The sequence below is a fragment of the Telluribacter roseus genome, from assembly GCF_017355915.2.
Taxonomy (GTDB): Bacteria; Bacteroidota; Bacteroidia; order Cytophagales; family Spirosomataceae; genus Telluribacter.
The window spans coordinates 1-22,636 of sequence record NZ_JAFEUV020000031.1 but is presented as its reverse complement, the minus strand read 5'-3'; the positions used below and the strand labels follow the sequence as shown (position 1 = coordinate 22,636).

General features: G+C 48.1%; 17 protein-coding genes and 1 rRNA gene. 17 read left to right on the top strand and 1 reads right to left on the bottom strand.

The features are described from left to right. Window positions 1-799 precede the first annotated feature (799 nt). From JTN23_RS25610 to JTN23_RS25540, 15 genes are all read left to right on the top strand, one after another. Complete coding sequence (locus tag JTN23_RS25610) at window positions 800-2,224, top strand: anthranilate synthase component I family protein (RefSeq protein ID WP_247237974.1); 1,425 nt, start codon at window positions 800-802, stop codon at window positions 2,222-2,224. A 38-nt stretch (window positions 2,225-2,262) separates the two neighbouring features. Further along, complete coding sequence (locus JTN23_RS25605; RefSeq protein ID WP_247237973.1) at window positions 2,263-2,829, top strand: anthranilate synthase component II; 567 nt, start codon at window positions 2,263-2,265, stop codon at window positions 2,827-2,829. Window positions 2,830-2,900: 71 nt separating this feature from the next. Next, window positions 2,901-3,890 (top strand): anthranilate phosphoribosyltransferase, encoded by a 990-nt coding sequence (gene trpD / locus JTN23_RS25600; protein ID WP_247237972.1) that lies wholly within the window; start codon window positions 2,901-2,903, stop codon window positions 3,888-3,890. A 22-nt stretch (window positions 3,891-3,912) separates the two neighbouring features. Next, the gene (trpC, locus tag JTN23_RS25595) at window positions 3,913-4,731 is read left to right on the top strand and encodes an indole-3-glycerol phosphate synthase TrpC (RefSeq protein WP_247237971.1); all 819 of its coding nucleotides are present in this window, start codon (window positions 3,913-3,915) and stop codon (window positions 4,729-4,731) included. Continuing rightward, a complete protein-coding gene (locus JTN23_RS25590; RefSeq protein WP_247237970.1) occupies window positions 4,728-5,375 on the top strand; it encodes a phosphoribosylanthranilate isomerase in 648 nt (215 codons plus the stop codon). Before trpC ends, JTN23_RS25590 begins: the two co-directional genes overlap by 4 nt. 75 nt (window positions 5,376-5,450) lie before the next feature. Then, on the top strand, window positions 5,451-6,650 hold the full coding sequence (gene trpB / locus JTN23_RS25585; RefSeq protein ID WP_247237969.1) for a tryptophan synthase subunit beta: 1,200 nt from the start codon (window positions 5,451-5,453) through the stop codon (window positions 6,648-6,650). Window positions 6,651-6,667: 17 nt separating this feature from the next. After that, window positions 6,668-6,868 carry a hypothetical protein gene (locus JTN23_RS25580; RefSeq protein WP_247237968.1) on the top strand — a complete coding sequence of 67 codons (201 nt, stop codon included), beginning with the start codon at window positions 6,668-6,670 and terminating at the stop codon, window positions 6,866-6,868. 109 nt (window positions 6,869-6,977) lie between these two features. Beyond that, window positions 6,978-7,280: a Dabb family protein gene (locus JTN23_RS25575; protein ID WP_409049474.1), complete on the top strand. Its 303-nt coding sequence runs from the start codon at window positions 6,978-6,980 to the stop codon at window positions 7,278-7,280. After that, window positions 7,280-8,077, top strand: a complete 798-nt coding sequence (gene trpA, locus JTN23_RS25570; RefSeq protein ID WP_247237966.1) for a tryptophan synthase subunit alpha — start codon at window positions 7,280-7,282, stop codon at window positions 8,075-8,077. Before JTN23_RS25575 ends, trpA begins: the two co-directional genes overlap by 1 nt. A 126-nt stretch (window positions 8,078-8,203) precedes the next feature. Beyond that, window positions 8,204-11,716: a DUF4175 family protein gene (locus JTN23_RS25565; protein ID WP_247237965.1), complete on the top strand. Its 3,513-nt coding sequence runs from the start codon at window positions 8,204-8,206 to the stop codon at window positions 11,714-11,716. Window positions 11,717-11,826: 110 nt separating this feature from the next. Then, window positions 11,827-12,252 carry an rRNA maturation RNase YbeY gene (ybeY, locus tag JTN23_RS25560; protein ID WP_247237964.1) on the top strand — a complete coding sequence of 142 codons (426 nt, stop codon included), beginning with the start codon at window positions 11,827-11,829 and terminating at the stop codon, window positions 12,250-12,252. 82 nt (window positions 12,253-12,334) lie between these two features. Continuing rightward, complete coding sequence (gene mnmG, locus JTN23_RS25555; protein ID WP_247237963.1) at window positions 12,335-14,197, top strand: tRNA uridine-5-carboxymethylaminomethyl(34) synthesis enzyme MnmG; 1,863 nt, start codon at window positions 12,335-12,337, stop codon at window positions 14,195-14,197. Then, the gene (locus JTN23_RS25550) at window positions 14,198-15,106 is read left to right on the top strand and encodes a class I SAM-dependent methyltransferase (protein ID WP_247237962.1); all 909 of its coding nucleotides are present in this window, start codon (window positions 14,198-14,200) and stop codon (window positions 15,104-15,106) included. Between the two features lie 80 nt (window positions 15,107-15,186). Next, a complete protein-coding gene (locus tag JTN23_RS25545; RefSeq protein WP_247237961.1) occupies window positions 15,187-16,803 on the top strand; it encodes an Ig-like domain-containing domain in 1,617 nt (538 codons plus the stop codon). 435 nt (window positions 16,804-17,238) lie between these two features. Next, window positions 17,239-19,050 (top strand): tetratricopeptide repeat protein, encoded by a 1,812-nt coding sequence (locus JTN23_RS25540; RefSeq protein WP_247237960.1) that lies wholly within the window; start codon window positions 17,239-17,241, stop codon window positions 19,048-19,050. A 144-nt stretch (window positions 19,051-19,194) separates the two neighbouring features. On the opposite strand, the gene thrC is transcribed toward JTN23_RS25540, so the two are convergent. Next, the gene (gene thrC, locus JTN23_RS25535; protein ID WP_247237959.1) at window positions 19,195-20,499 is read right to left on the bottom strand and encodes a threonine synthase; all 1,305 of its coding nucleotides are present in this window, start codon (window positions 20,497-20,499) and stop codon (window positions 19,195-19,197) included. 144 nt (window positions 20,500-20,643) lie between these two features. Here thrC and pruA point away from each other — a divergent pair, with 144 nt between their 5' ends. After that, window positions 20,644-22,278, top strand: a complete 1,635-nt coding sequence (gene pruA, locus JTN23_RS25530; RefSeq protein ID WP_247237958.1) for an L-glutamate gamma-semialdehyde dehydrogenase — start codon at window positions 20,644-20,646, stop codon at window positions 22,276-22,278. A 271-nt stretch (window positions 22,279-22,549) separates the two neighbouring features. Next, window positions 22,550-22,636: ribosomal RNA gene (locus JTN23_RS25525) — 16S ribosomal RNA — on the top strand; the annotation flags it as partial.

Sequence of the window (22,636 nt, the reverse complement as noted above, 5' to 3'; positions counted from 1 at the left end):
CCCGGTAAAGTAGGTAGCCGCCACACCCTATCAAGCTACAAGGAGCCGCAGCACTCGCTGCGGCTCCTTTGCTGTTTATATATACCACCACTGCATTTCATTAATAACAGGATGCCTTTCAATAGGAGGGGCTTTCTGCGTATATGATCCTGTCTTAGCCTTTTTAAGTACACTTAGCGAGACTTTATGTCTTTCGATAGGAGAAAGATCAGCTAAGCCGTCTCAGCCTCTCTGGAAGTGTCAATTTTTGATTTTTATCTCCCGTATTTTCCTTAGCCCTTTAATAACTAATAACTAACTTACTATCAGAGGTGTAGATATAAGAGAGGCCATAAAGGCAGCCTCTATGGTTTTTACAGAAGATTTCAACCTGCACATTGATCTTGTATAGTTAATTCTAGAGCCCATCATTTTAGGGGAAATTTTAGCCTATCTCACCCATCTCCCACCACTATCCATCTGAGCAAAGCTTCCTGTGAAAGCTGGAAGGCTACAGCTTATGCTGCTCAAATAATAAGGAGGCTCCTGAAAGATTTGGTGATGTGAAAATTGTTTTTTTATATTTGCAGTAGTATAGATCATGTACAGTAGCTGGAGCTATCTGTTACATGATGAAAAGACAAGAAATCAGAACATGAACATTTCCTTGAATACTGCATGGTGGTGGCACGCCCGTCTTTCCGAGATGGATGTGTAAGCCATAGTGCGTAATCAAAAAAAATAAACGTACACCAGGGCTCGCTGTTCATCTCGACAGCGGGCCCTTTTTTTATTGCTATTTCTCAAACCTGTTTCTACTATGACCACCGAACAAACCATTTATTCCATCAAGACCCGCCATAAAAAACTACTGGCTGATACACTAACCCCGGTATCCATCTACCTGAAGCTACGTGACCGGTTTGTGAATACGATTTTGCTGGAGAGCTCGGATTACCACGGTAACGAAGATTCCTTCTCCTACATCTGCTGCGATCCGGTAGCTTCTTTTAAGCTGAATCAGGGACAGGTAACACAGCGCTTTCCGGATGGTACTCAGGAAAGTTCATCACTAGCATCAACCAAAGAGGCTATATCTGTACTACAAGGTTTTGCTCAACGCTTTCAGCCCGACGAAAAGAGCCCTTACTCCTTTATCTCCAATGGCCTTTTCGGACATATTACCTATGACTCCGTAGCCTACTTTGAAGATATCACCATTCAGCCTCCCAGTGCCGAGACAGAGATAGATCAGATCTTCTACCAGGTGTACCGCTACGTGATCGCTATTAATCATTTCAAAGACGAGCTGTACATCTTTGAGCATACTTATAACGGAGCCGAAGCAGGGGAGGGCCTGGAGCAACTGGAGGTAATGATCAAGAACCGTAACTTCCCTACCTACAGCTTCAAAACTACATCCGAGGAAACCTCTAATGTCACGGACGATGAGATGCGGGGCGTCATCAGGAAGTGTATCGACCACTGCCTACGGGGTGATGTGTTCCAGATCGTACCTTCCCGCCGGTTTAGTCGCAACTTCCAAGGAGATGACTTCAATGTATACCGTGCCCTGCGCTCTATCAACCCTTCGCCGTACCTGTTTTACTTTGACTACGGCAACTACAAGATCTTTGGCTCATCACCCGAGAAGCAGATATTCATCAAGGATGGTCAGGCTGAAATACATCCTATAGCGGGTACCTTCCGTCGTACGGGCGATGACCGTGCCGACGCACAAGCCGCTCAACTCCTCCTCGACGACCCAAAAGAAACGGCCGAGCACGTGATGCTGGTAGATCTGGCCCGTAACGACCTCAGCCGTAGCTGTGACTCTGTAAAAGTTGAGACTTATAAGGAGGTACAGTACTACTCCCACGTCATTCACCTGGTATCAAAAGTTACGGGCAGGATGAAGCCAGGTACCAATCCTCTGCAGCTAGTGGCTGATACCTTCCCGGCCGGTACCCTATCCGGAGCGCCTAAACATATGGCTATGACGTTGATAAATGAACTTGAGAGCAGCAATCGGAGTATATATGGTGGAGCCATCGGGTTTATGGATTTTAATGGCGATTTCAATCATGCCATAGCCATTCGTACGTTCTTAAGTAAAGACAACACGCTGTTTTTCAGAGCAGGTATGGGAGTAGTTGCCAAATCCAACGTGGAAAGCGAGCTGCAGGAAGTAAATAATAAGCTGGCCGCCCTGCGCAAAGCCATCGAGGTAGCCGAAGAATTGTAGTGTAATGATAGCAATAACCGACTTTTAATACCTTCCCAATGAAAATCCTTGTAATAGATAATTACGATTCGTTTACCTACAACCTGGTGTATATACTTCGCGAGCTGCACGACCAGGTAGATGTGTATCGTAATGATAAGATTAGCTTAGAGCAGGTAGCTGACTATGATAAGATCCTGCTCTCGCCCGGTCCGGGTATTCCTTCCGAAGCGGGTATTATGCTGGATGTAGTGAAAGAATACGCTCCCACTAAGAGTATCATGGGGGTGTGTCTTGGCCATCAGGGCATCGGTGAAGTATTCGGTGCTACGCTGGAGAATATGTCCGATGTACTACATGGTATCAGCGATAAAGTAATGATTACCGATAGCCAGGACCGGATCTTCAGGAACCTGCCTCATCAGTTCAAGGTAGGCCGCTACCACTCCTGGACGGTTATACCTAATACAGTACCCGCTAGCATGACTGTGACGGCCGTAGATGAGCAGGGTAGGGTCATGGGACTGGCACACAAAACATACGATGTAAAAGGGGTACAGTTTCATCCGGAGTCGGTCCTGACCGAACATGGAAAAGAGATGCTCCGTAACTGGTTAGACCAATAGATTTCGTCCTTTTATAGGGGTGAATCTAGAAGCCCCTCTTATCGTCTGTTAGTGTTAATTACGAGTCATTGATGAAAAAGATACTAAATCACCTTTTTGAATATAAAGTCCTCACAAAAGAACAAGCTAAGGAAGTACTGGTAGGCATTGCCAAAGGCGATTATACCCACTCCGAAATAGCGGCTTTCCTTACCGTGTACGGTATGCGTAGCGTTACGGTGGAAGAGCTGGAAGGATTCCGCGATGCTATGCTGGAGCTCTGCCTGTCGGTGGATCTGTCGGCTTACGATCCCATGGATCTGTGCGGTACAGGCGGAGATGGCAAGGATACCTTCAACATTTCAACCCTTTCGTGCTTTGTAGTAGCCGGTGCCGGCCAGCGGGTGGCCAAGCACGGCAACCACGGTGTATCGTCCATGTGTGGTTCCTCAACGGTACTCGAGTACCTGGGGGTACAGTTCACCAATGAGAAAGAGGCGCTGGAACGTAAGATCGAGGAAGCAGGGGTATGTTTCCTGCACGCGCCCCTGTTTCACCCGGCTATGAAAAATATAGCGCCCGTTCGCCGTGAGCTGGGCATCAAAACGTTTTTCAATATGCTGGGTCCTATGGTCAATCCGGCCTTCCCCAAAAAACAGCTGGTGGGGGTGTTCAGCCTTGAATTAGCAAGACTTTATAGCTATCTTTACCAACAAGCTAATACCCGATTCTTAATACTGCACGCTTTAGACGGATACGATGAAGTGTCATTGACAGGAGCATTCAAAATCATTACCGCTCAGTCCGAGCAAGTCCTGACTCCTTCACAAATGGGGCTTACTACCTTACGCCCCGAAGAGCTTTCCGGTGGAGATTCCGTAGAAGCATCAGCCCGCATTTTCATGAATGTATTAAACAATGAAGCGACCTCAGCCCAAAAACAGGCTGTGATCGCTAACTCGGCTTTGGCGCTGTACTGTGTCAATCCGGAAATATCCCTGACTGATGCCGTAGCCGCGGCTCAGGAATCACTGGACAGTAAACGTGCACTGGATTGCTTCAAAAAACTGGTAGCAGCCTAAGCAGGAAATACAAATACCATTTATGAATATTCTAGACAAGATAGTAGCTAATAAGCGGATAGAAGTGGCCCAGGCCAAGGCTCAGGCCTCTATGGATGAGCTGACAAAGCGTGAGCTGTTTTCCCGTCCGACTCTTTCCCTTAAGAAGGCCATACAGCAGTCCCAACTGCCTGGTATTATATCCGAGTTTAAGCGTCAGTCCCCTTCAAAGGGTATCATTAACGCACAGGTAACACCCGCCGAGGTGACTGCTGGCTATACACAGGCTGGTGCCGCAGGCTTATCTGTACTGACCGATACCCAGTTCTTTGGCGGCAACTTTGATGATTTCAATAAAGCCCGTCTGGCTAATCCCACTACTCCCATGCTCCGCAAGGACTTCATGGTAGACGAGTACCAGCTCTTTGAAGCCAAAGCCATTGGAGCGGACGTGATCCTGCTTATTGCCGCTTGTCTATCCCCTGAGGAAGTAGCCTCACTTAGTCAGAAAGCGCACGAACTAGGTCTGGAGGTACTCCTGGAAGTACACGACGAAGAAGAGCTGCGACAGACCCTGTGTGATACCGTAGATATGGTAGGAGTCAATAACCGCAACCTTAAGACTTTCTCTACCTCGATTGAAACATCCATCCGGCTGGCCGAGCTGATTCCGGACCAGTTCGTAAAAATATCCGAAAGTGGCCTGAAAGATGCAGAGACTATTGTAGATCTGTACCGTCATGATTATCAGGGTTTCCTGATTGGCGAAACCTTCATGAAAACCGCTGATCCCGCTCAGGCACTAGCCGACCTACAGACAGATCTTAACCGAATTATAAACCATAACCCTCTTGTCGTATGAAAATCAAAGTTTGCGGAATGCGCGAAAAAGCCAACATCGAACAGCTGGTGAGTTTGCAGCCTGATTTTATCGGGTTTATTTTCTACGACAAATCGCCCCGGTACATAGGGGAGGAGCTGGACGAAGAGTTTGTCAGAAGCATCCCTAAGAGTATTAAGAAGGTAGGCGTATTTGTAAATGCCAATCCCGGGTACATACAAACCATGGTAAAGCGCTTTGACCTGCAATACGTACAGCTGCACGGCAACGAGCTACCGGATATCTGCCGTATTATCCGTCAGAAAGGAGTAAATATCATTAAAGCCTTCCAGGTAGACGAGAACTTCAACTTCGCAATGCTGAACAATTACAAGCCTTTCTGCGACATGTTCCTGTTCGATACCAAGGGAGCAAACTTCGGTGGAAATGGCACTACGTTCGACTGGAGCCTGCTGCGCAAGTACGACAACGAGAAGCCCTTTCTACTGAGCGGAGGTATTAGTCTGGACAACATTGAACAAGTTATCGAGCTTTCCCGTTCTCAACGCATATACGGCATTGACATAAACAGCCAATTTGAGCGCGAGGCTGGCCTGAAAGATATAGATAGGGTCCAACAGCTTATTGCCAAAATACGCGTCAAGGAAGAAGAAATAGAGGCCTAATCGCCGTCCTTTGATTTTCATATATCATTTTGACTTTCTCATCCTGCCCGGCAGGGAGAACAAATACCATCAATTATGAGTGAAGTGGCAGAAAAAGTATCATTTCAGGTGAATGAGCAGGGATATTACGGAGTGTTTGGGGGAGCCTTTATTCCCGAAATGCTGTACCCTAATGTGGAGGAGCTACGTGACAACTACCTGAAGATTATAGCCGAGCCAGAGTTTCAGCGTGAGTTCAACGAACTGCTACGCGACTACGTGGGGCGCCCTACGCCACTGTACTTCGCGAAGCGCCTTTCGGAGAAGTACGGTACCAACATCTACCTGAAGCGCGAAGACTTGTGCCATACCGGTGCTCACAAGGTGAATAACACCATCGGGCAGATCCTGATGGCCAAGCGCCTGGGCAAAAAGAAGATCGTAGCCGAAACCGGTGCCGGTCAGCATGGTGTAGCTACGGCTACCGTGTGCGCGCTGATGGGTATTGAATGTATCGTATACATGGGTGAGCTGGATATCGAGCGTCAGGCGCCTAACGTAGCCCGTATGAAGCTGCTCGGAGCTGAAGTAAGACCTGCCAGCAGTGGCTCCAAAACCCTGAAAGACGCCACCAACGAAGCCATGCGCCACTGGATCAGTAATCCGGTAGATACGCACTATATTATAGGCTCGGTAGTAGGACCGCATCCGTACCCGGATATGGTAGCTCGTTTTCAGTCGGTTATCTCAGAAGAAATAAAGAAGCAACTCAAGGAAAAGACAAGTCGTGAAAATCCGGACTACGTGGTAGCCTGCGTAGGTGGAGGGAGCAACGCTGCCGGAGCTTTCTACCACTACCTGGATGTACCCGAGGTACAATTGGTAGCCGTTGAAGCTGCCGGACAAGGTCTTACCTCCGGACACTCGGCTGCTACCACCGCACTGGGTAAGCCCGGAGTTCTGCACGGTAGTCGTACCATCCTGATGCAGACCGAAGACGGTCAGGTAGTTGAGCCTTATTCGATCTCTGCCGGTCTGGATTACCCGGGTATCGGACCTATGCACGCCTACCTGTACGATAGCGGCCGCGGCAGGTTCCTATCAGCGACTGACGAAGAGGCCCTGCAAGCTGCCTTCGAGCTAGCTCGCACCGAGGGTATTATCCCGGCGCTCGAGAGCTCACACGCTCTGGCGGTACTGGATCGTCTGGGAGCCACTCAGGATCAGGTCGTGGTAGTAAATCTCTCCGGACGGGGCGATAAAGACCTGGGTACTTACATGAAACACATTGATTAACCACAAATAAACCAACTATGGCTACTCTTACTCTTCCCGAAGTATTTGACCTTCGCCTGAAGCTACAGGAACTAGAAGGCAAAAAGGATTCACCCGAAGTCTCTCTGTTTGAACGGTGTGATATTGAAGATCAGATACTGGAGATTAAAGAAAAACTAGGCGAATTTGACCGCCTGAAGTTTAGCGAAGACGGTGAATGTCTCAATTGTTCCGCATAACATCCCTTAACATTCTTTTTCTATGAAATTTAAACTCTTTCTGGCCACTGGCCTGCTCCTGTTGGGTACTGTTGCCTTTACCTCCTACGATAGCTTAAAAACTAAGAAAATGCTCCGTCACGTAGTTCTGTTCAAGTTCAAAGATTCGTCTACACCTCAGCAGGTCAAAGAAGTAGAGGATGCTTTCCGTAAGCTGCCCTCACAGATCAAAGAGATCAAGTCGCTCGAGTGGGGTACCAACAACAGCCCCGAAAACCTGAATCAGGGCTTTACGCACTGCTTCTTTGTAACGTTCGAGGACGAAGCAGGCCGTGCCGTTTACCTTCCTCATCCTGCCCACAAGGCATTTGGTAAGGTACTGGGCCCCCATCTGGACAAAGTGTTAGTGGTTGACTATTGGGTACAGGAGTAATGAATCGAATTATAAAATTATTTAACGATCAGCCTACGGGTAACCTGAACGTATACTTCACGGCTGGCTTTCCTCAACTGGACGATACCCGTCGCATCCTCACTGCGCTGCAGGAGGGTGGGGTAGACCTGGTAGAGATCGGTATGCCGTACTCAGATCCCGTAGCTGATGGTGAAACCATCCAACAGAGTAATCAGAAAGCCCTGGAAAATGGTATGACGCTCCGCACGCTGTTCAGCCAGCTGGAAGGTATGCGCGAGACCATCCACGTATCGGTACTTCTGATGGGGTATATCAACCCGGTGGTGCAGTACGGCATAGAGGAGTTCTGCAAGAAATGCGCAGAAGTAGGCGTAGATGGGCTCATACTGCCCGATATGCCCATGGACGTATATCTGAATGAGTACAAGTCTATTTTTGACTCTTACGGGCTTCTAAACATCTTTCTGGTTACTCCACAGACTTCCGAGAATCGGATCCGTCAGATCGACGAAGTAAGCGCTGGATTTATCTATACAGTTTCCTCAGCCAGCGTGACAGGTTCTCAAACCGGCGTGAGTAATGATATGGAATCCTACTTCGACCGCCTCAACGCGATGAACCTCCGCAACCCCCGCCTCATCGGTTTTGGTATCAAGGATCGCCCTACTTTCGAAAAAGCGTGCTGCTATTCGCAGGGGGCTATCATCGGAAGCGCTTTTATCCGTATCTTACAGGAAAGCAACAATCTAGAAGAAGACATCAAGAACTTTATCAGCGAAGTCAAGGCCAATAAAAGGACCGAAATTGGCGTTTAGATGTAACAGTCTTAATTCAGGAAGTACCGAAAGATACTTCCTGAATTTTTAAGTAAACAAGACATACATCTGTACGGTTATGCTGCAGAGGGAAAGATGTTGATTAACAGGTGAAAAGAGAATAATATGGCAGCTTCAACTACCGCTATGGCGAGTCTTCTGTTCCGGATTCAGGAATACCGGCAGAAGTACTACCAAAATCAGCTACTTAAAGGAATTATATTCTCGGCGGCGTTGCTGCTGAGCGTGTTCCTGTTTGTCAACACACTGGAATATTTCGGCCGATTCAGCTCCACGATCCGAGGTATGCTATTCTTCGGATTTATGGCCGTGCTGATGTTCTCGGTCTTCCGCTGGATCATACAGCCTCTTATCAGCCTGTATGGCCTCCGCAGGCCATTATCGGACGAAGAAGCGGCCCTGCAGATCGGCCAGTACTTCCCCGAAGTAGGCGATAAGCTCATCAATACCCTACAGCTACGGTCACTTACGGGTAGCCAGACCGATCTGATCGAAGCCAGTATCCAGCAGAAATCCAACCAGTTACTGATCGTCCGGTTTTCGGACGCTATTCGTTTTCAGGAGAATCAGCGGTACGTGAAATACGCAGTATATCCGCTGGCAGCTATTGCCATGATCCTGATGTTCCACCCTTCGTTCTTCACGACCAGCTCTGACCGGATCATTCACTTTCAGAATAACTATACCTACGCTCCGTTCTCGTTTCACGTAGAGAATAAAGCACTCAAAGCCTTCCGTAACGACGACTACACCATTCGTCTTAAACTGGAAGGTGAAGCTTTGCCCAAGGACGTATATCTGGTACAGAACGGTACACGCTTTAAGCTGACTCAGGAAGATGGACGCATGTACTCCTATACCTTCAAAAATGTGCAGCGAGATGTAAAGTTTGGCTTTGAAGCGGCCGGATTTACCTCCAATGACTACACCCTCACCGTTATTGAGCGCCCTAGCCTGCTGTCATTCGACGTACACCTGCGCTATCCGGCTTACCTCAACAAGCCGGCCGAAGGCCTTAACAACGTAGGTAACCTGACCGTACCCGAGGGTACTGTTATTGAGTGGGACTTCAATACCTCCGCTACCAAATCAATGGCTATCCGCTTTGATAGCGACTCTATCCTTCACAAAGCCGAAGGCAGGGGAGGGGAGCGCTACCAACTGCGCAAGCAGGTACGTCGTTCATCGCAGTACCAGGTGATGCTACAAAACGATGATACGCCCAATGCCGAAGCCATTGGCTATTACATTAACGTAATTCCTGACAGGCACCCAGAGCTCTCTTTGGAGAACTTCCAGGATACTACTCTGTACAACTACATGGTGATGGGGGGCTCTATCAGTGATGATTATGGCTTTTCGCAGCTCCGTCTATTCTACACCATCCGTCGCAAAGGTGACAGTGAGTCGGCCAAAGTACAGCCTAAGAGTATGGCTATTCCTTTCAATAAGACGGTCAATACCCAGAGCTTCTACTTCCAGTGGTACGTAGACAGTCTTAAATTAACTCCTGGCGACCGCATAGAGTACTATGCTCAGGTATGGGACAATGATGGCATCAACGGCTCTAAAAGCGCCCGTTCCCGAACAATCAACTTCACAGTACCTTCTAAGGATAAGCTAGAGGCAGAGATTCAGAAGTCGGCCGAGCAGACTCAGTCACAGCTGGAGAAAACCCTAAAGAAGGCGAAGAGCCTCGAGCAGGACATGAAGAACCTCGAGAACCGTCTGAAATCAACGAAGGAGATGGATTTTCAGGAGCGTAAGCAGGCTGAGGATATCATTAAGAAGCGTGAAGAGCTCATGAACGAGATCAAATCGATTCAGGAGCAGAACAAATCTACTAATGAGAAATCCCGCCAATTCAACCAGCAGAGCCCTGAGATGCAGCAAAAGCTCGATCAGCTACAGAAGCTGATGAATGAGCTGATGGACGATGAAACTAGCAAGTTGTTCAAGGAACTTCAGAAACTGCTCGAGCAGAAGCAAAGCGAGCGTATGGCCAATATGCTCGAAAAGCTGCGCAACAAGAACCAGAACACTGAGAAAGAGATCGAACGTGCCCTGAATCTGTTCAAGAAGCTACAGATGGAGCAGAAGATGGAGAACGTGATTAAAGACCTGGATCAGTTGGCCGAAAAGGAGGAGAAGCTTGCCGAGAAGACTCAGAAGACTGATGAAGCCGCCAAGAATGAGAAGGCCAAGGATGACAAGGCTAAGGACGACAAGAATAAAGACGGCAAAGACAAAGAAGACAAGAAAGGCGCTGCTGACGATAAGAAGGGCGAGAACGATCAGAAGGATGGTAAAGATGCCAATGATCAAAAGAACGCCAAGGATCAGAAGAGTGCTAACGATGAGCTGAAGAAAGAGCAGGAGAAGATCAAAGAAGAGTTTGAGAAGGCTCAGAAGGATATTGAGGACATCGAGAAGATGAGCAAAGAACTGGACGAGCCAATGGACAAGCAGGAAGGCGAGCAAAAAAACGCTTCTGAGCAGATGAAACAGAGCATGAAGCAACTGGATCAGAAGCAAAACAAAAGTGCCTCAGAATCGCAGAAAAAGGCCGCCAAATCCATGCGAAACATGTCTAAGTCCATGTCTGAATCCATGCAGAGCTCACAGATGTCTCAGATGCAGGAAGACATCGATTCCATGCGGGACATCCTGGAAAACCTCATTGAGTTGTCTTTCGATCAGGAGCGCCTGATGAAGGACTTTAAAGGAGTGAATCTGCAGGATCCACGCTTTGTAAAACTAGGCCAGGAGCAGCTCAAACTGCAGGATGATGCCAAGGTGATTGAGGATAGCCTCTACGCACTGGCTAACCGGGTTATCCAGATTCAGTCGTTTATTACCCGCGAACTGAACGACATGAAAACCTACATGGGTGAGAGTGTCAGCAACATTCGTGACCGCCGGATAAATGTAGCAACATCAAAGCAGCAGTTTGCCATGACCTCCATGAACAACCTGGCGCTGATGCTGAGCGACGTATTCCGCCAGATGCAGCAGCAGATGGCGATGGCGATGCAGATGCCGGGCAGTGGTAAGGAGAAAGGAAAGCAGCAGCAATCGCCCGGGATGGGAGAGATGCAAAAGCAGCTTAATGAGCGGATTCAGCAGTTGAGCCAGCAACAACGCCAGGGCCAACAGGGACAGCAAGGTAAAGAAGGCATGTCCGAAGAGCTAGCCCGTACGGCGGCCGAGCAAGCCCGGCTCCGCAAGATGATCCAGGAACTGATCGACTCTCAGAAAGGTACCGAAATGGGTCAGAAGATGGGTAACGAGCTGAAAGAGATCATGGAGAAGATGGATGAGTCTGAAACGGATCTGGTTAATAAGCGTATCAACCAGGAGCTGATCAAAAGGAACCAGGAAATCGTTACCCGTCTACTCGAATCCGAAAAAGCGATGCGTGAGCAGGACGAAGATGAGAAACGTAAAGGCGAAACAGCGAAGGAAGTGATACGTCGCCCGCCACCGGCCTTTGAGCAGTACATCAAAGAGAAGGAGCGTCAGACCGAGCTACTACGATCTATACCGCCTACTTTCTCTCCCTTCTATAAGCGTGAAGTAGATGCCTACTTCCGTAAATACCAGGCTCAGGGAAAATAGCCTATAACATCTTTTACATAAAAAAGCGTCCGGCTAGACCAGCCGGACGCTTTTTTATTGAGTATGAGTAGCATAACCTGTTACCTTTGTGTTTTCAAACCAAGATTCACATGATTAATTTTTTTCAGGAGGATGTTTCTATTAAAGTTCCAACTCCCCTTAAAACCAAACGTTGGCTTAAAGCCGTGGTAGAAGCGGAAGGTGCTCAACTGAACCATCTCAACTATATATTTTGTTCAGATGAATACTTACTCAATGTAAATCGTGAGTATCTCGAACATGACTACTACACAGACATCATCACGTTTGATACAAGTGATGAAGGAGAGGATCAGATAGAGGGAGACATTTTTGTTAGCATCGACAGGGTTAAAGAAAATGCTCAGAATCTTACTAAATCTTTTGAAGATGAGTTTCGGAGAGTACTGGTTCATGGCGTTTTACATCTGATAGGTTACGATGATACTACCGATGAATCAGAGGCTGAAATGCGCAAAAAAGAGGATGATTATCTCCAGATTTTCAAAGAGTTGTAAAACTTTCCACGTGGAACATTTTTTCAAATTCCACAAAACACTACAGAACAATAACTTAAGTTAGAAAAATATCAGAGAAAGTATGTTTCCAGAGTATGATGTAATAGTAGTTGGAGCAGGGCATGCTGGATGCGAAGCGGCTGCCGCGGCAGCGAATATGGGATCGAAAGTTTTGCTCATCACTATGAATATGCAGACCATCGCGCAGATGTCATGCAACCCGGCAATGGGAGGTGTAGCCAAAGGACAGATCGTTCGGGAGGTTGACGCTTTGGGTGGACAGTCAGGAATTGTGAGTGATCGGACGATGATTCAGTTCCGAATGCTCAACCGCTCTAAGGGACCTGCTATGTGGAGCCCCCGTTGTCAGAGTGATCGGATGCTCTTTGCTCAGGAGTGGAGACAGATTCTGGAAGACACACCCAATGTTGATTTCTGGCAGGATACGGTTAAGGAAATTCTTGTAAAAGATAACAGAGCGGCAGGAGTAAAGACGAGCCTTGGCATAGAGATAAAATCCAAAGCAGTAGTACTTACCAATGGTACTTTCCTGAACGGCTTGATCCATATCGGAGAGAAAAACTTTGGAGGAGGAAGAACCGGCGAGAAAGCTGCGACCGGTATAACGGAGCAACTGAAAGAACTAGGCTTTGAAGCTGGCCGTATGAAAACAGGCACTCCTCCCCGGGTAGATGGCCGTTCACTGGACTACACCAAAATGGAAGAGCAACCCGGTGACGAGGAAGCGGGAGGATTTTCATACAAAGAAACCAAGCGCCTTACCAAGCAGCGTAGTTGTTGGATTACCTATACCAACGAAGATGTACATGGAATCCTTCGTACCGGCTTTGATAAGTCGCCTATGTTTTCGGGACGGATCAAAGGGCTAGGTCCCCGCTACTGTCCATCGGTAGAAGATAAGATCAATCGTTTTGCGGATAAGGATCGTCATCAGATTTTTGTGGAACCCGAAGGGTGGAATACTGTAGAGGTATACGTGAATGGTTTTTCTACCTCACTACCCGAGGACGTACAGTACAACGCACTTCGCAAGATTCCGGGATTTGAGAATGTACGGATGTTCCGTCCCGGCTATGCCATCGAGTACGACTTCTTCCCACCGACCCAGCTTAAGCTTACTCTCGAGACGCAGCTCCTCGACAACCTCTTCTTTGCCGGACAGATCAACGGTACTACCGGATATGAGGAGGCCGCTTGTCAGGGGCTGATCGCCGGTATCAATGCGCACAGGAAGGTGAACGAAGAAGATGCCTTCATCCTGAAAAGATCGGAGGCTTATATAGGAGTACTTATTGACGACCTTATTAATAAAGGTACCGAAGAGCCTTACCGGATGTTTACCTCGCGCGCTGAGTACCGCACCCTGCTCCGTCAGGACAATGCCGACATTCGTCTGACCGAAAAAGGATATAATATTGGATTAGCAGATGAGGAGCGATTGACTAATGTACGGGAGAAGGTAGCGCAGACCGACGAGCTGATCCAGGAGCTGATGCAGGTAAAAGTACAGCCCGAGGAAGTGAATCAGAAACTGGATGAACTAGGTACCTCCACTATTCGGGAGAAGACTTCGCTGTATCAATTGTTGAAGCGTCCTCAGCTGGACATGACGCAGGTCAAGTCGCTGAACCCACAGTTTGCTACCTGGGTAAACCGCTTCAAGACGGATGCTGTAGAGCAAGCCGAAATCCATGTAAAGTATGACAGCTATATAGAGAAGGAGAGATTGATGGTAGAAAAGATGTCACGGATGGAAGACCTGCTCATCGTCGATAACTTTAACTACGATAATGTAGCAGCGCTCTCGTTTGAAGGACGTGAGAAGCTGAAGCGTGCCCGCCCTCATACCATCGGACAAGCCTCCCGCATCAGCGGAGTAAGTCCTTCGGATATTTCTGTACTTATGATTTACCTTGGAAGATAAATGGCCCTCGAAACCCTTACCCATTGCCCCGTCTGTAACAACGAACATTTCAGCAACTACCTTCAGGTAAAAGACTACACCGTCTCACACGACATATTCCAGATCGTGTCGTGTGAGACCTGTGGGTTTCTGTTTACTAACCCTCGTCCCGACGCGGCCAGTATAGGTGCCTACTACCAGTCGGAGGAGTACATCTCTCACCACGATGAGGCCCGGGACCTGATGAGTAAAGTGTACAACGGCGTACGCAACTACACTACCCGCCAGAAGATCGACCTCCTCAACCAGGCTACCAGCAACCGGCGCGGTGAACTGCTTGATGTGGGATGTGGTACCGGTTTCTTCCTGTCGCAGTGCCAGGCAGACGGCTGGAAGGTGTCCGGAACCGAGCCTGATGACCATGCCCGTCAGGTAGCGCAGGGTAGGGGAGGGGCTAACGTGTTCAGTACCATTGATGATCCTTATTTCGAGAACAAGAGGTTCGACGCCATCACCATGTGGCACGTACTGGAGCATGTACACCTGCTCAATGATACGCTCGACTGGCTGTACGCTCACCTTGACGTTAAAGCTACTTTAATCATAGCGGTACCCAACCATGAGTCAAAGGATGCCCAGCAGTACCGGGAGCACTGGGCGGCGTACGATGTACCACGCCACCTGTACCACTTCTCCAAGGGTACCATGCGGCAGCTGATGGAGAAGCACGGCTTCCGCATTCAGCAGGTACATCCCATGTGGTTCGACTCCTACTACGTAAGTATGCTTAGCACCAAGTACCAGAAGGGCAAGACTGACTTACCCGGTAGCTTTATAACAGGTAGCCTTTCCAACTGGCAGGGCCGCAGATCCAATGGCACTACCTTTCCTAATACTTCAAGTCTTATCTATATAATAGGTAAAGCATAATCTGTCATAGCTCATACGCAACCCTCAATACGGCTCGTTGGTATTGAGGGTTTTTATTTAACCAATTCACAAACTACCACATGAAAAAATACTGGCTGGCCTTACTCGTACTTGTTACACTTGCGCGCTGTGCCCAACAGGTAGCTCCAACCGGAGGAGAAAAAGATACCGTTCCGCCCAAGCTTGTCCTAAGTACCCCCGAGAACAAGGCTCTCAATTTTAAAGGCAAATCCATAGAGCTACTCTTTGATGAGTACGTAATCCTCGACAACATCCAGCAGAAGCTGACCATTACCCCCGAGGCTGAGAACCCCTACACTGTAAAGAATAAGGGGAAGCTAATACAGCTTAACTTCAAGAATGACTTCAACGATAGTACTACCTATACATTCAACTTCGGGGATGCCATCAGGGACTTCTCGGAGCGTAATCCCGCCCAGAACCTGAAGCTCGTGTTCAGTACGGGTGCTACGATTGATTCCGCCAGGCTCTATGGCAGGGTCACAGACCTGCAGACCAACCTTCCGGTATTTGATGCTATGGTAGGGTTGTACCTGCCCAAGGATACCCTCAATCCTGAGAAGCAAAAGCCTTACTATTTCTCCCGCACCGATAGTAGTGGCTTCTATGCCATCGAGAATATCCAGTCATCGCAGAGGTACCGGCTCATCGCCATCTCTGACAAAAATCGCAACCAGCTTTATAATGCGAGGGAAGAGCGAATCGCTTTTCTTGACTCGGCCATTAGTGTAAATGCCGACTCGTCCCTGTACGATCTTAAGCTATTTGCCTCCGACGTTACGCCTCCCCGCATTCAGCGTACTATTCCCAAGGTCAATTCCTACGCAGTAGTATTCAGTAAAAGTATGGATAGCATTCGGGTGCAGTTTGGGAGAGGCGATTCGCTGCCTTATATTCTGGAGACCTCCACGCAGCTGAAGTTCTTCAACGTAGGTACCTCCGCCGATACCACCGTAGCGCGCCTCACTGGTACCGACTCTCTGGGACAGGCCCTGGAAGTAGAGCAGAAGATAGCGTTTCTGCCCCAGCGGGGGAAAGAGCGCCAGCGCGATCCGTTTGCTCTCAAAACGACACCCGACCGAAATCAGCCCCTGGCGCGCGACGTCCGCTATACCTTCTCATTCAGCAAGCCGATAGGTACCTTACAGCCGGAGCGTATCCAGCTCATCAGCGACAGTACCTCGAGGCAGAGCCTGAGCAATATTACCTGGCAGTGGAACCGCTACCGCAACGAGATCAACGTACAGGCGCGTGCCACAGCTCGTGATACCATCAGGTGGGACATACCCAAGGGAGCGGTGATCAGTGTAGAAGGAGATACGCTGCCAGCCACGCTCATCAAGCATCCCGTAATGAAGGACGACGACTACGGGATCATCAGAGGTAGCGTCCGGGCCGACTCCGCTACTGCTTATATCGTAGAGCTGCTGGATAAGGAATACAAGGTAAGACAGACTACTTACACCTCGCCCTATACATTTACCCGCATCCCGCCGGGGGAATACTACCTGCGTCTGATCGTGGACCGCAACCGCAACCGCCGGTGGGACACCGGAGTTTTCAACAAGTCTCAACAACCCGAGCCCATTATCTACTTTCCTGATCCGATCATGGTCAAAAGTAATTTTGAGTATGAAGACCTAAACTTCACAGTACCCTCAAAAACCTCAGATTAGTTTTGACGAAAAATCCGTTTTATGTGCATAAGGTTGTGGATAATAGAAAACAGGTGTGGATATAGGGGGTAAACCCTGTGTACAACCATGTGTATAATTGTTGATAGATGTGGAAAATAATCAGAAGGGAAGTCTGGAGTGGAAAAGGAATGAGTTAACAGGGACTTAACAGGCTGTGAATACACTGTAGGAGCTGTTCATAACTGGCACGGATTTATCCATCCACATTTCACTGTAGTTTGTGGAGAAAAGTAACGAAGCCTGAAAAACAATTAATTAGTTGTTTATAACCCTGAAAAGTACGTGGATAAATAGCTAACTTGTAAACAGTGGATGTCAATACTGAAGTGGATCTAAAGTGGAAACTAAAGCTATGCACATTTCCACAGCCATAACTGAAGGATAATAGATAAAAATTTAATATTTATTTTATTTATGAAAGGGTTACTGAAGTGGATAATCTCGTGTATGATCCTGTTTGTCTCTTTTGGAGCGGTGGCGCAAACAGATGAACAGTTAGCCGAAGAGTATTTTAAGAAGGGTGATTGTGAAAAGGCTGTTAGTTATTATTCCAAAATTCTACGCAAAGCTTTTGACAAAAGAGCGTTAAAAAATTATACCACTTGTCTGGTCAAGGCCAAGGACTGGGATGAAGCGGATAAGTTCTTTAAAAGGCAGGTAAAAAGTGACGCCGCCAACGCCGCCTGGTATTATATTAATTGGGGACTCGTAAGTGAAGCAGAGGGGAAAAGTGGGGAAGCTGACAAAAAATTTGGGGAAGCGGTTGGGGCGTTTGGTACACGTTTCGATTTGTACCGTGACGTAGCCGAAGAGTTCAGGGAGCTACAGAAGCCTCAATTGGCTAAGCAAACCTTACTACGGGCACGGGAGGCATCAAAGAACGAGAACCTGTATCGTCTGGAGATGGCCAGCCTCAATCACGAGCTGAAAGAAACCGAGAATATGATCGGCGAATTACTCGCCTACGGGATCATGTTCCGCAATGCCGAGATCGTTCAGAACATGCTGCAGGACTTCCTCAAAGAAGAGAAAGAGCAGGCACTACTGGAAAAAGTACTTTACGACAAGATCCAGAAAAATCCTAACGAGGCATTTTATAATGAGCTACTGGTGTGGTACCAGGTCCAGCGCAAAGATTTCTATAAAGCATTTCTTCAGGAGCGGGCGCTGGACAAGCGCTACAAGTACAACGGTAGCCGTATCTATGATCTGGGTAATCTGGCCCTGCAGAACAAAGACTATGAAAATGCGGCCTCTATGTTTGAATACCTGGTGAAGGAGTATCCCAAAGGTCAGCTCTACCCGTTTGCCCGCCGGATGGCTATCACCGCCCGCGAGGAGCAGGTGAAGAATACATTTCCGGTAAAAACGGCTGAAGTACAGAAACTCATCGGTGAGTACGAAAAGCTCCTGACCGAACTAGGTACCAATGAGCGTACGCTGGAAGCCCTACGCAATATGGCTATGCTCCACGCCTTTTACCTGGATGATAAGCAGAAGGCCATCGGTATTCTGACTAGAGCCATCGAGGTAGGTAAGCAGGAGAAGAACTTTGTGGATAAGTGTAAGTTGGACCTTGGCGACATATACCTCCTGCAGAGTGAGCCCTGGGAAGCTACTTTACTTTATTCACAAGTGGAGAAATCGCAGAAGGATGATCTACTCGGATATGAAGCCAAACTCCGCAACGCAAAGCTCCACTACTACAAGGGTGACTTTGCTTTATCCAAAGAAGTACTTGATATCCTGAAGAGAGCAACTACCCGCGAGATTGCCAATGATGCCAACAGCCTTAGCCTGCTGATCATGGACAACACCGGACTAGATAGTTCCGAAACAGCTATGCAGGCATACGCGGCCACTGAGCTGCTCCTTTTTCAAAATAAGCCCCTCGTAGCCATCGACTCTCTCAAGAGCCTGTACGCGCAGTTAAAGGACCATAGCCTCGCTGATGAGATCCTGTGGCTGACTGCCAAGACCTACATGAAGCTGGATAGTAATCAGCAGGCGCTAGCTTGCCTCAAGACTATCACCGAAAAGTATAACTACGATATACTAGGGGATGACGCTCTTTTTGCAACGGCTAAGCTCTACGAAGAGAAGCTGAATAGCAAGGAGGAGGCTATGAAACTGTATCAGGAAGTACTTGAGAAGTATCCGGGCAGTATTTTCATTGCGGAAGCTCGCAAACGGTATCGTACTTTACGAGGCGATACAATTAATTAACTAGTTGATATACAGTATATAAAAGAAGCGGGACGACTTGGTTTACAGGTCGTCCCGCTTCTTTAGATTTTAATATACCGATTTAGGGTACGTGCCGCTTTCTTCTGCGCAAATCTCAGGCGCTACTTGTAACCCTGCTTTACGTTATTTTTCGGATAGGAGGTAACCCTTGAAATCTTCGAAGGAAGAACTCATCCGGACGGCCTGCTTCTCAAGAGACAGTAGCTCCGCCAGACGATCAGGTACTGGTACCGGTTGACCCAAGGTACCTTCTACTAGATCTATAAATTTAGCCGGATGTGCCGTCGCCAGAAATACTCCGGTAAAATCTTTACTTGACAGACGACGGTACTCCTGCAGACCCCGGTAGGCAACTGCAGTATGCGGGCAAAGTACGTAGCCGGTTTGGTCATATAACTCTCGCATGGTTTCGCGCGTTTGTTCATCGGTGAAGTAAAAGCCGGTGATATGCTGACGAGCTTCTTCCCACTCATCGCCAAAGAAGCGGATCATCCGCACGAAGTTGCTGGGGTTACCCACATCCATTGCGTTCGAAATGGTCTCGACCGATGGAACGGGTAAGTACTCACCACTGTTGAGGTAGTTAGGTACTACGTTATTTTTATTGGTTGAGGCTACAAAATGGCCAACGGGTAGTCCCATCTTATATGCCAGAAGTCCCGCGCTCAAATTTCCGAAGTTGCCACTAGGTACCGAGAATACCACAGGCTTACCCAGGCGCTTGAGCTGAGCGTAAGCCGAGAAGTAGTAGAATGACTGTGGAATAAGTCGGGAAATGTTGATAGAGTTGGCCGATGCCAGATTATATTTCTGATTTAGTGCTTCGTCCAGAAAGGCCTCTTTTACTAATCGTTGGCAGTCGTCGAAGGTACCATCTACTTCAATAGCCGTCACGTTATGCCCTAGGGTAGTAAGCTGCTTTTCCTGAATATCACTTACCTTACCACTTGGGTATAGTATAGTAACGGATATGCCGGGTACCTTTTGGAAGCCCTGCGCTACGGCACCGCCCGTATCACCAGAGGTAGCCACCAGGATCTTGATCTCCTTCTGGGACCGGAGCAGAAAGTACGACATAAGAGCCGCCATGAAGCGGGCACCAAAGTCCTTGAACGCCATGGAAGGACCATGAAACAGCTCCAGTACGTAGCTGTCAGGAGTAACAGGTACGGCGGGGGCTTCGAACGTAAAAGCCTTAGCTACGATTTCTTCTATATCAGTCCGTGGAATATCGTCGCCCAGTAAGGTATACGCTACTTCAACGGCTATCTCATTAAAGGTCCTTTCCTCTATAGTATCAAGAAACTCCTGCGAAACAGTAGGAATAGTCTCGGGCATGTAGAGTCCGTTATCGGCAGGAAGGCTTCTAAACACAGCCTCTTCCAGAGAAGCTTTCAGGCTGTTGGTCCGGGTACTGTAAAACAACATGTTATATAAAAGAGTAAGGTAGTAAAAGAGTCCGCAAATTTACATAAAACTACCCGGCTGCAAGTCATACTTCCGAAGTAATATAGGAAAAGTACCTAACTTGCCGCCTAGATCTAATCATCAACAAATAATAGATAATGTCTTATGCCAAAAGGAGTTTTTAATGTACCTGTACCTGTCAATGAGCCCGTAAAGAGTTATGCACCGGGTAGCCCCGAGAAAGCAGCCCTTAAGAAAGCTCTCGAGGAGGCACGTTCGCGCCAGGTAGATATACCTATGTATATAGGAAGTGATGAGGTATATACTGATAATAAAGTAAAAGTATCACCGCCGCATGATCATCAGCATGTATTAGGGTACTTTCATGAAGGAGATGCTTCCCATGTTCGTCAGGCCATTGATGCCGCGCTGGCAGCTCGTAAGACCTGGGCCAATATGTCATGGGAGCACCGGGCTAGTATATTTCTGAAAGCAGCGGATCTGCTAGCCGGCCCGTATCGGGCTGAGATCAATGCCGCTACCATGCTTGGCCAATCCAAGAACGCCTACCAGGCCGAGATAGATTCTGCCTGCGAAATGATCGACTTCCTGCGGTTCAACGTCAAGTTTATGACGGATATCTACCAGCAGCAGCCGGAGTCATCGCCCGGTGTATGGAACCGTATGGAGTACCGTCCGCTGGAAGGTTTTGTCTTTGCCATTACTCCCTTCAACTTTACCGCCATTGCCGGCAACTTACCCGCTGCACCCGCTATGATGGGTAATGTAGTAGTATGGAAGCCAGCTTTTACGCAGGTGTATGCCGCTAATGTACTCATGAAAGTATTCCGTGAAGCCGGCCTGCCCGATGGTGTGATTAACATGATCCTGGTAGATGGCCCGGCCGCCGGTGATGTAATATTCAGCCACCCTGATTTTACCGGAGTTCATTTTACCGGAAGTACCAAAGTTTTCCAGACCATCTGGAAGACCATAGGGGAGAACATTGGTACCTACAAGACCTTCCCTCGAATAGTGGGCGAAACCGGAGGTAAGGACTTTGTACTGGCCCACGAGTCGGCCGATCCCAAAGCGGTTGCTACCGGCCTGATACGCGGAGCCTTTGAGTACCAGGGGCAGAAGTGTTCGGCGGCTTCCCGGGCCTATATTCCGGCCAGTATATGGGAAGAGGTAAAAGAGCATATGCTGAAAGACCTGGCGGAGATCAAAATGGGCGGCGTCGAAGACTTCTCCAACTTTGTCAATGCGGTTATTGATGAAAAGTCCTTTGACAAAATCACCTCTTATATAGATAGAGTGAAGCATGATATTGACAAAGTAGAGATCATAGCTGGTGGGGGCTACGACAAGAGCACCGGCTACTTCATAGAGCCTACCGTTATCCTATCCAAAGATCCTAACTACGTAACCCTTTGCGAAGAGATCTTCGGACCGGTACTTACTATATATGTATACGAGAAGGAGTCCTACGAAGAAATTCTGGATATCGTAGATGCTACCTCCCTCTATGCCCTGACGGGAGCCATATTTGCCCGTGATCGCTATGCTATTGAAAGAGCTACTGAGCGACTGGTAGACTCAGCGGGTAACTTCTACATCAATGACAAGCCTACGGGTGCTGTAGTAGGGCAGCAACCTTTCGGAGGAGCCCGGGCATCGGGTACAAATGATAAGGCAGGCTCCATCCTGAACCTGCTGCGTTGGGTAAGTCCGCGGGCACTAAAAGAGACCCTGGTATCGCCTGTAGACTATAAATACCCCTTCCTGCAGGAGTCATAATTGTACAAATTTTGTACAAATTTTAACATGCTCAAGAAAATGCAAAAACTTGCAAAAATTTCTTGGGCGTGCTTGCAAAAGTGAAAGGTGAAATGCTACCTTTGCATTCCCAATCGCAAGCAACGAAGCGAAAAGCTGAGAAAAGCAAAGTGATTTTGGGTTTGTTCTTTGAAATGATGAGGTAAACCAGAGTGTAAAGAAACACTCGGAGACAGTATAAAAAAGTAAGCTGTCACTACTTCGGTAGTGTTCAGCAACTATACAAATATTTACAATGGAGAGTTTGATCCTGGCTCAGGATGAACGCTAGCGGCAGGCTTAATACATGCAAGGCGAGGGGGCCGCAAGGTCACCGTCG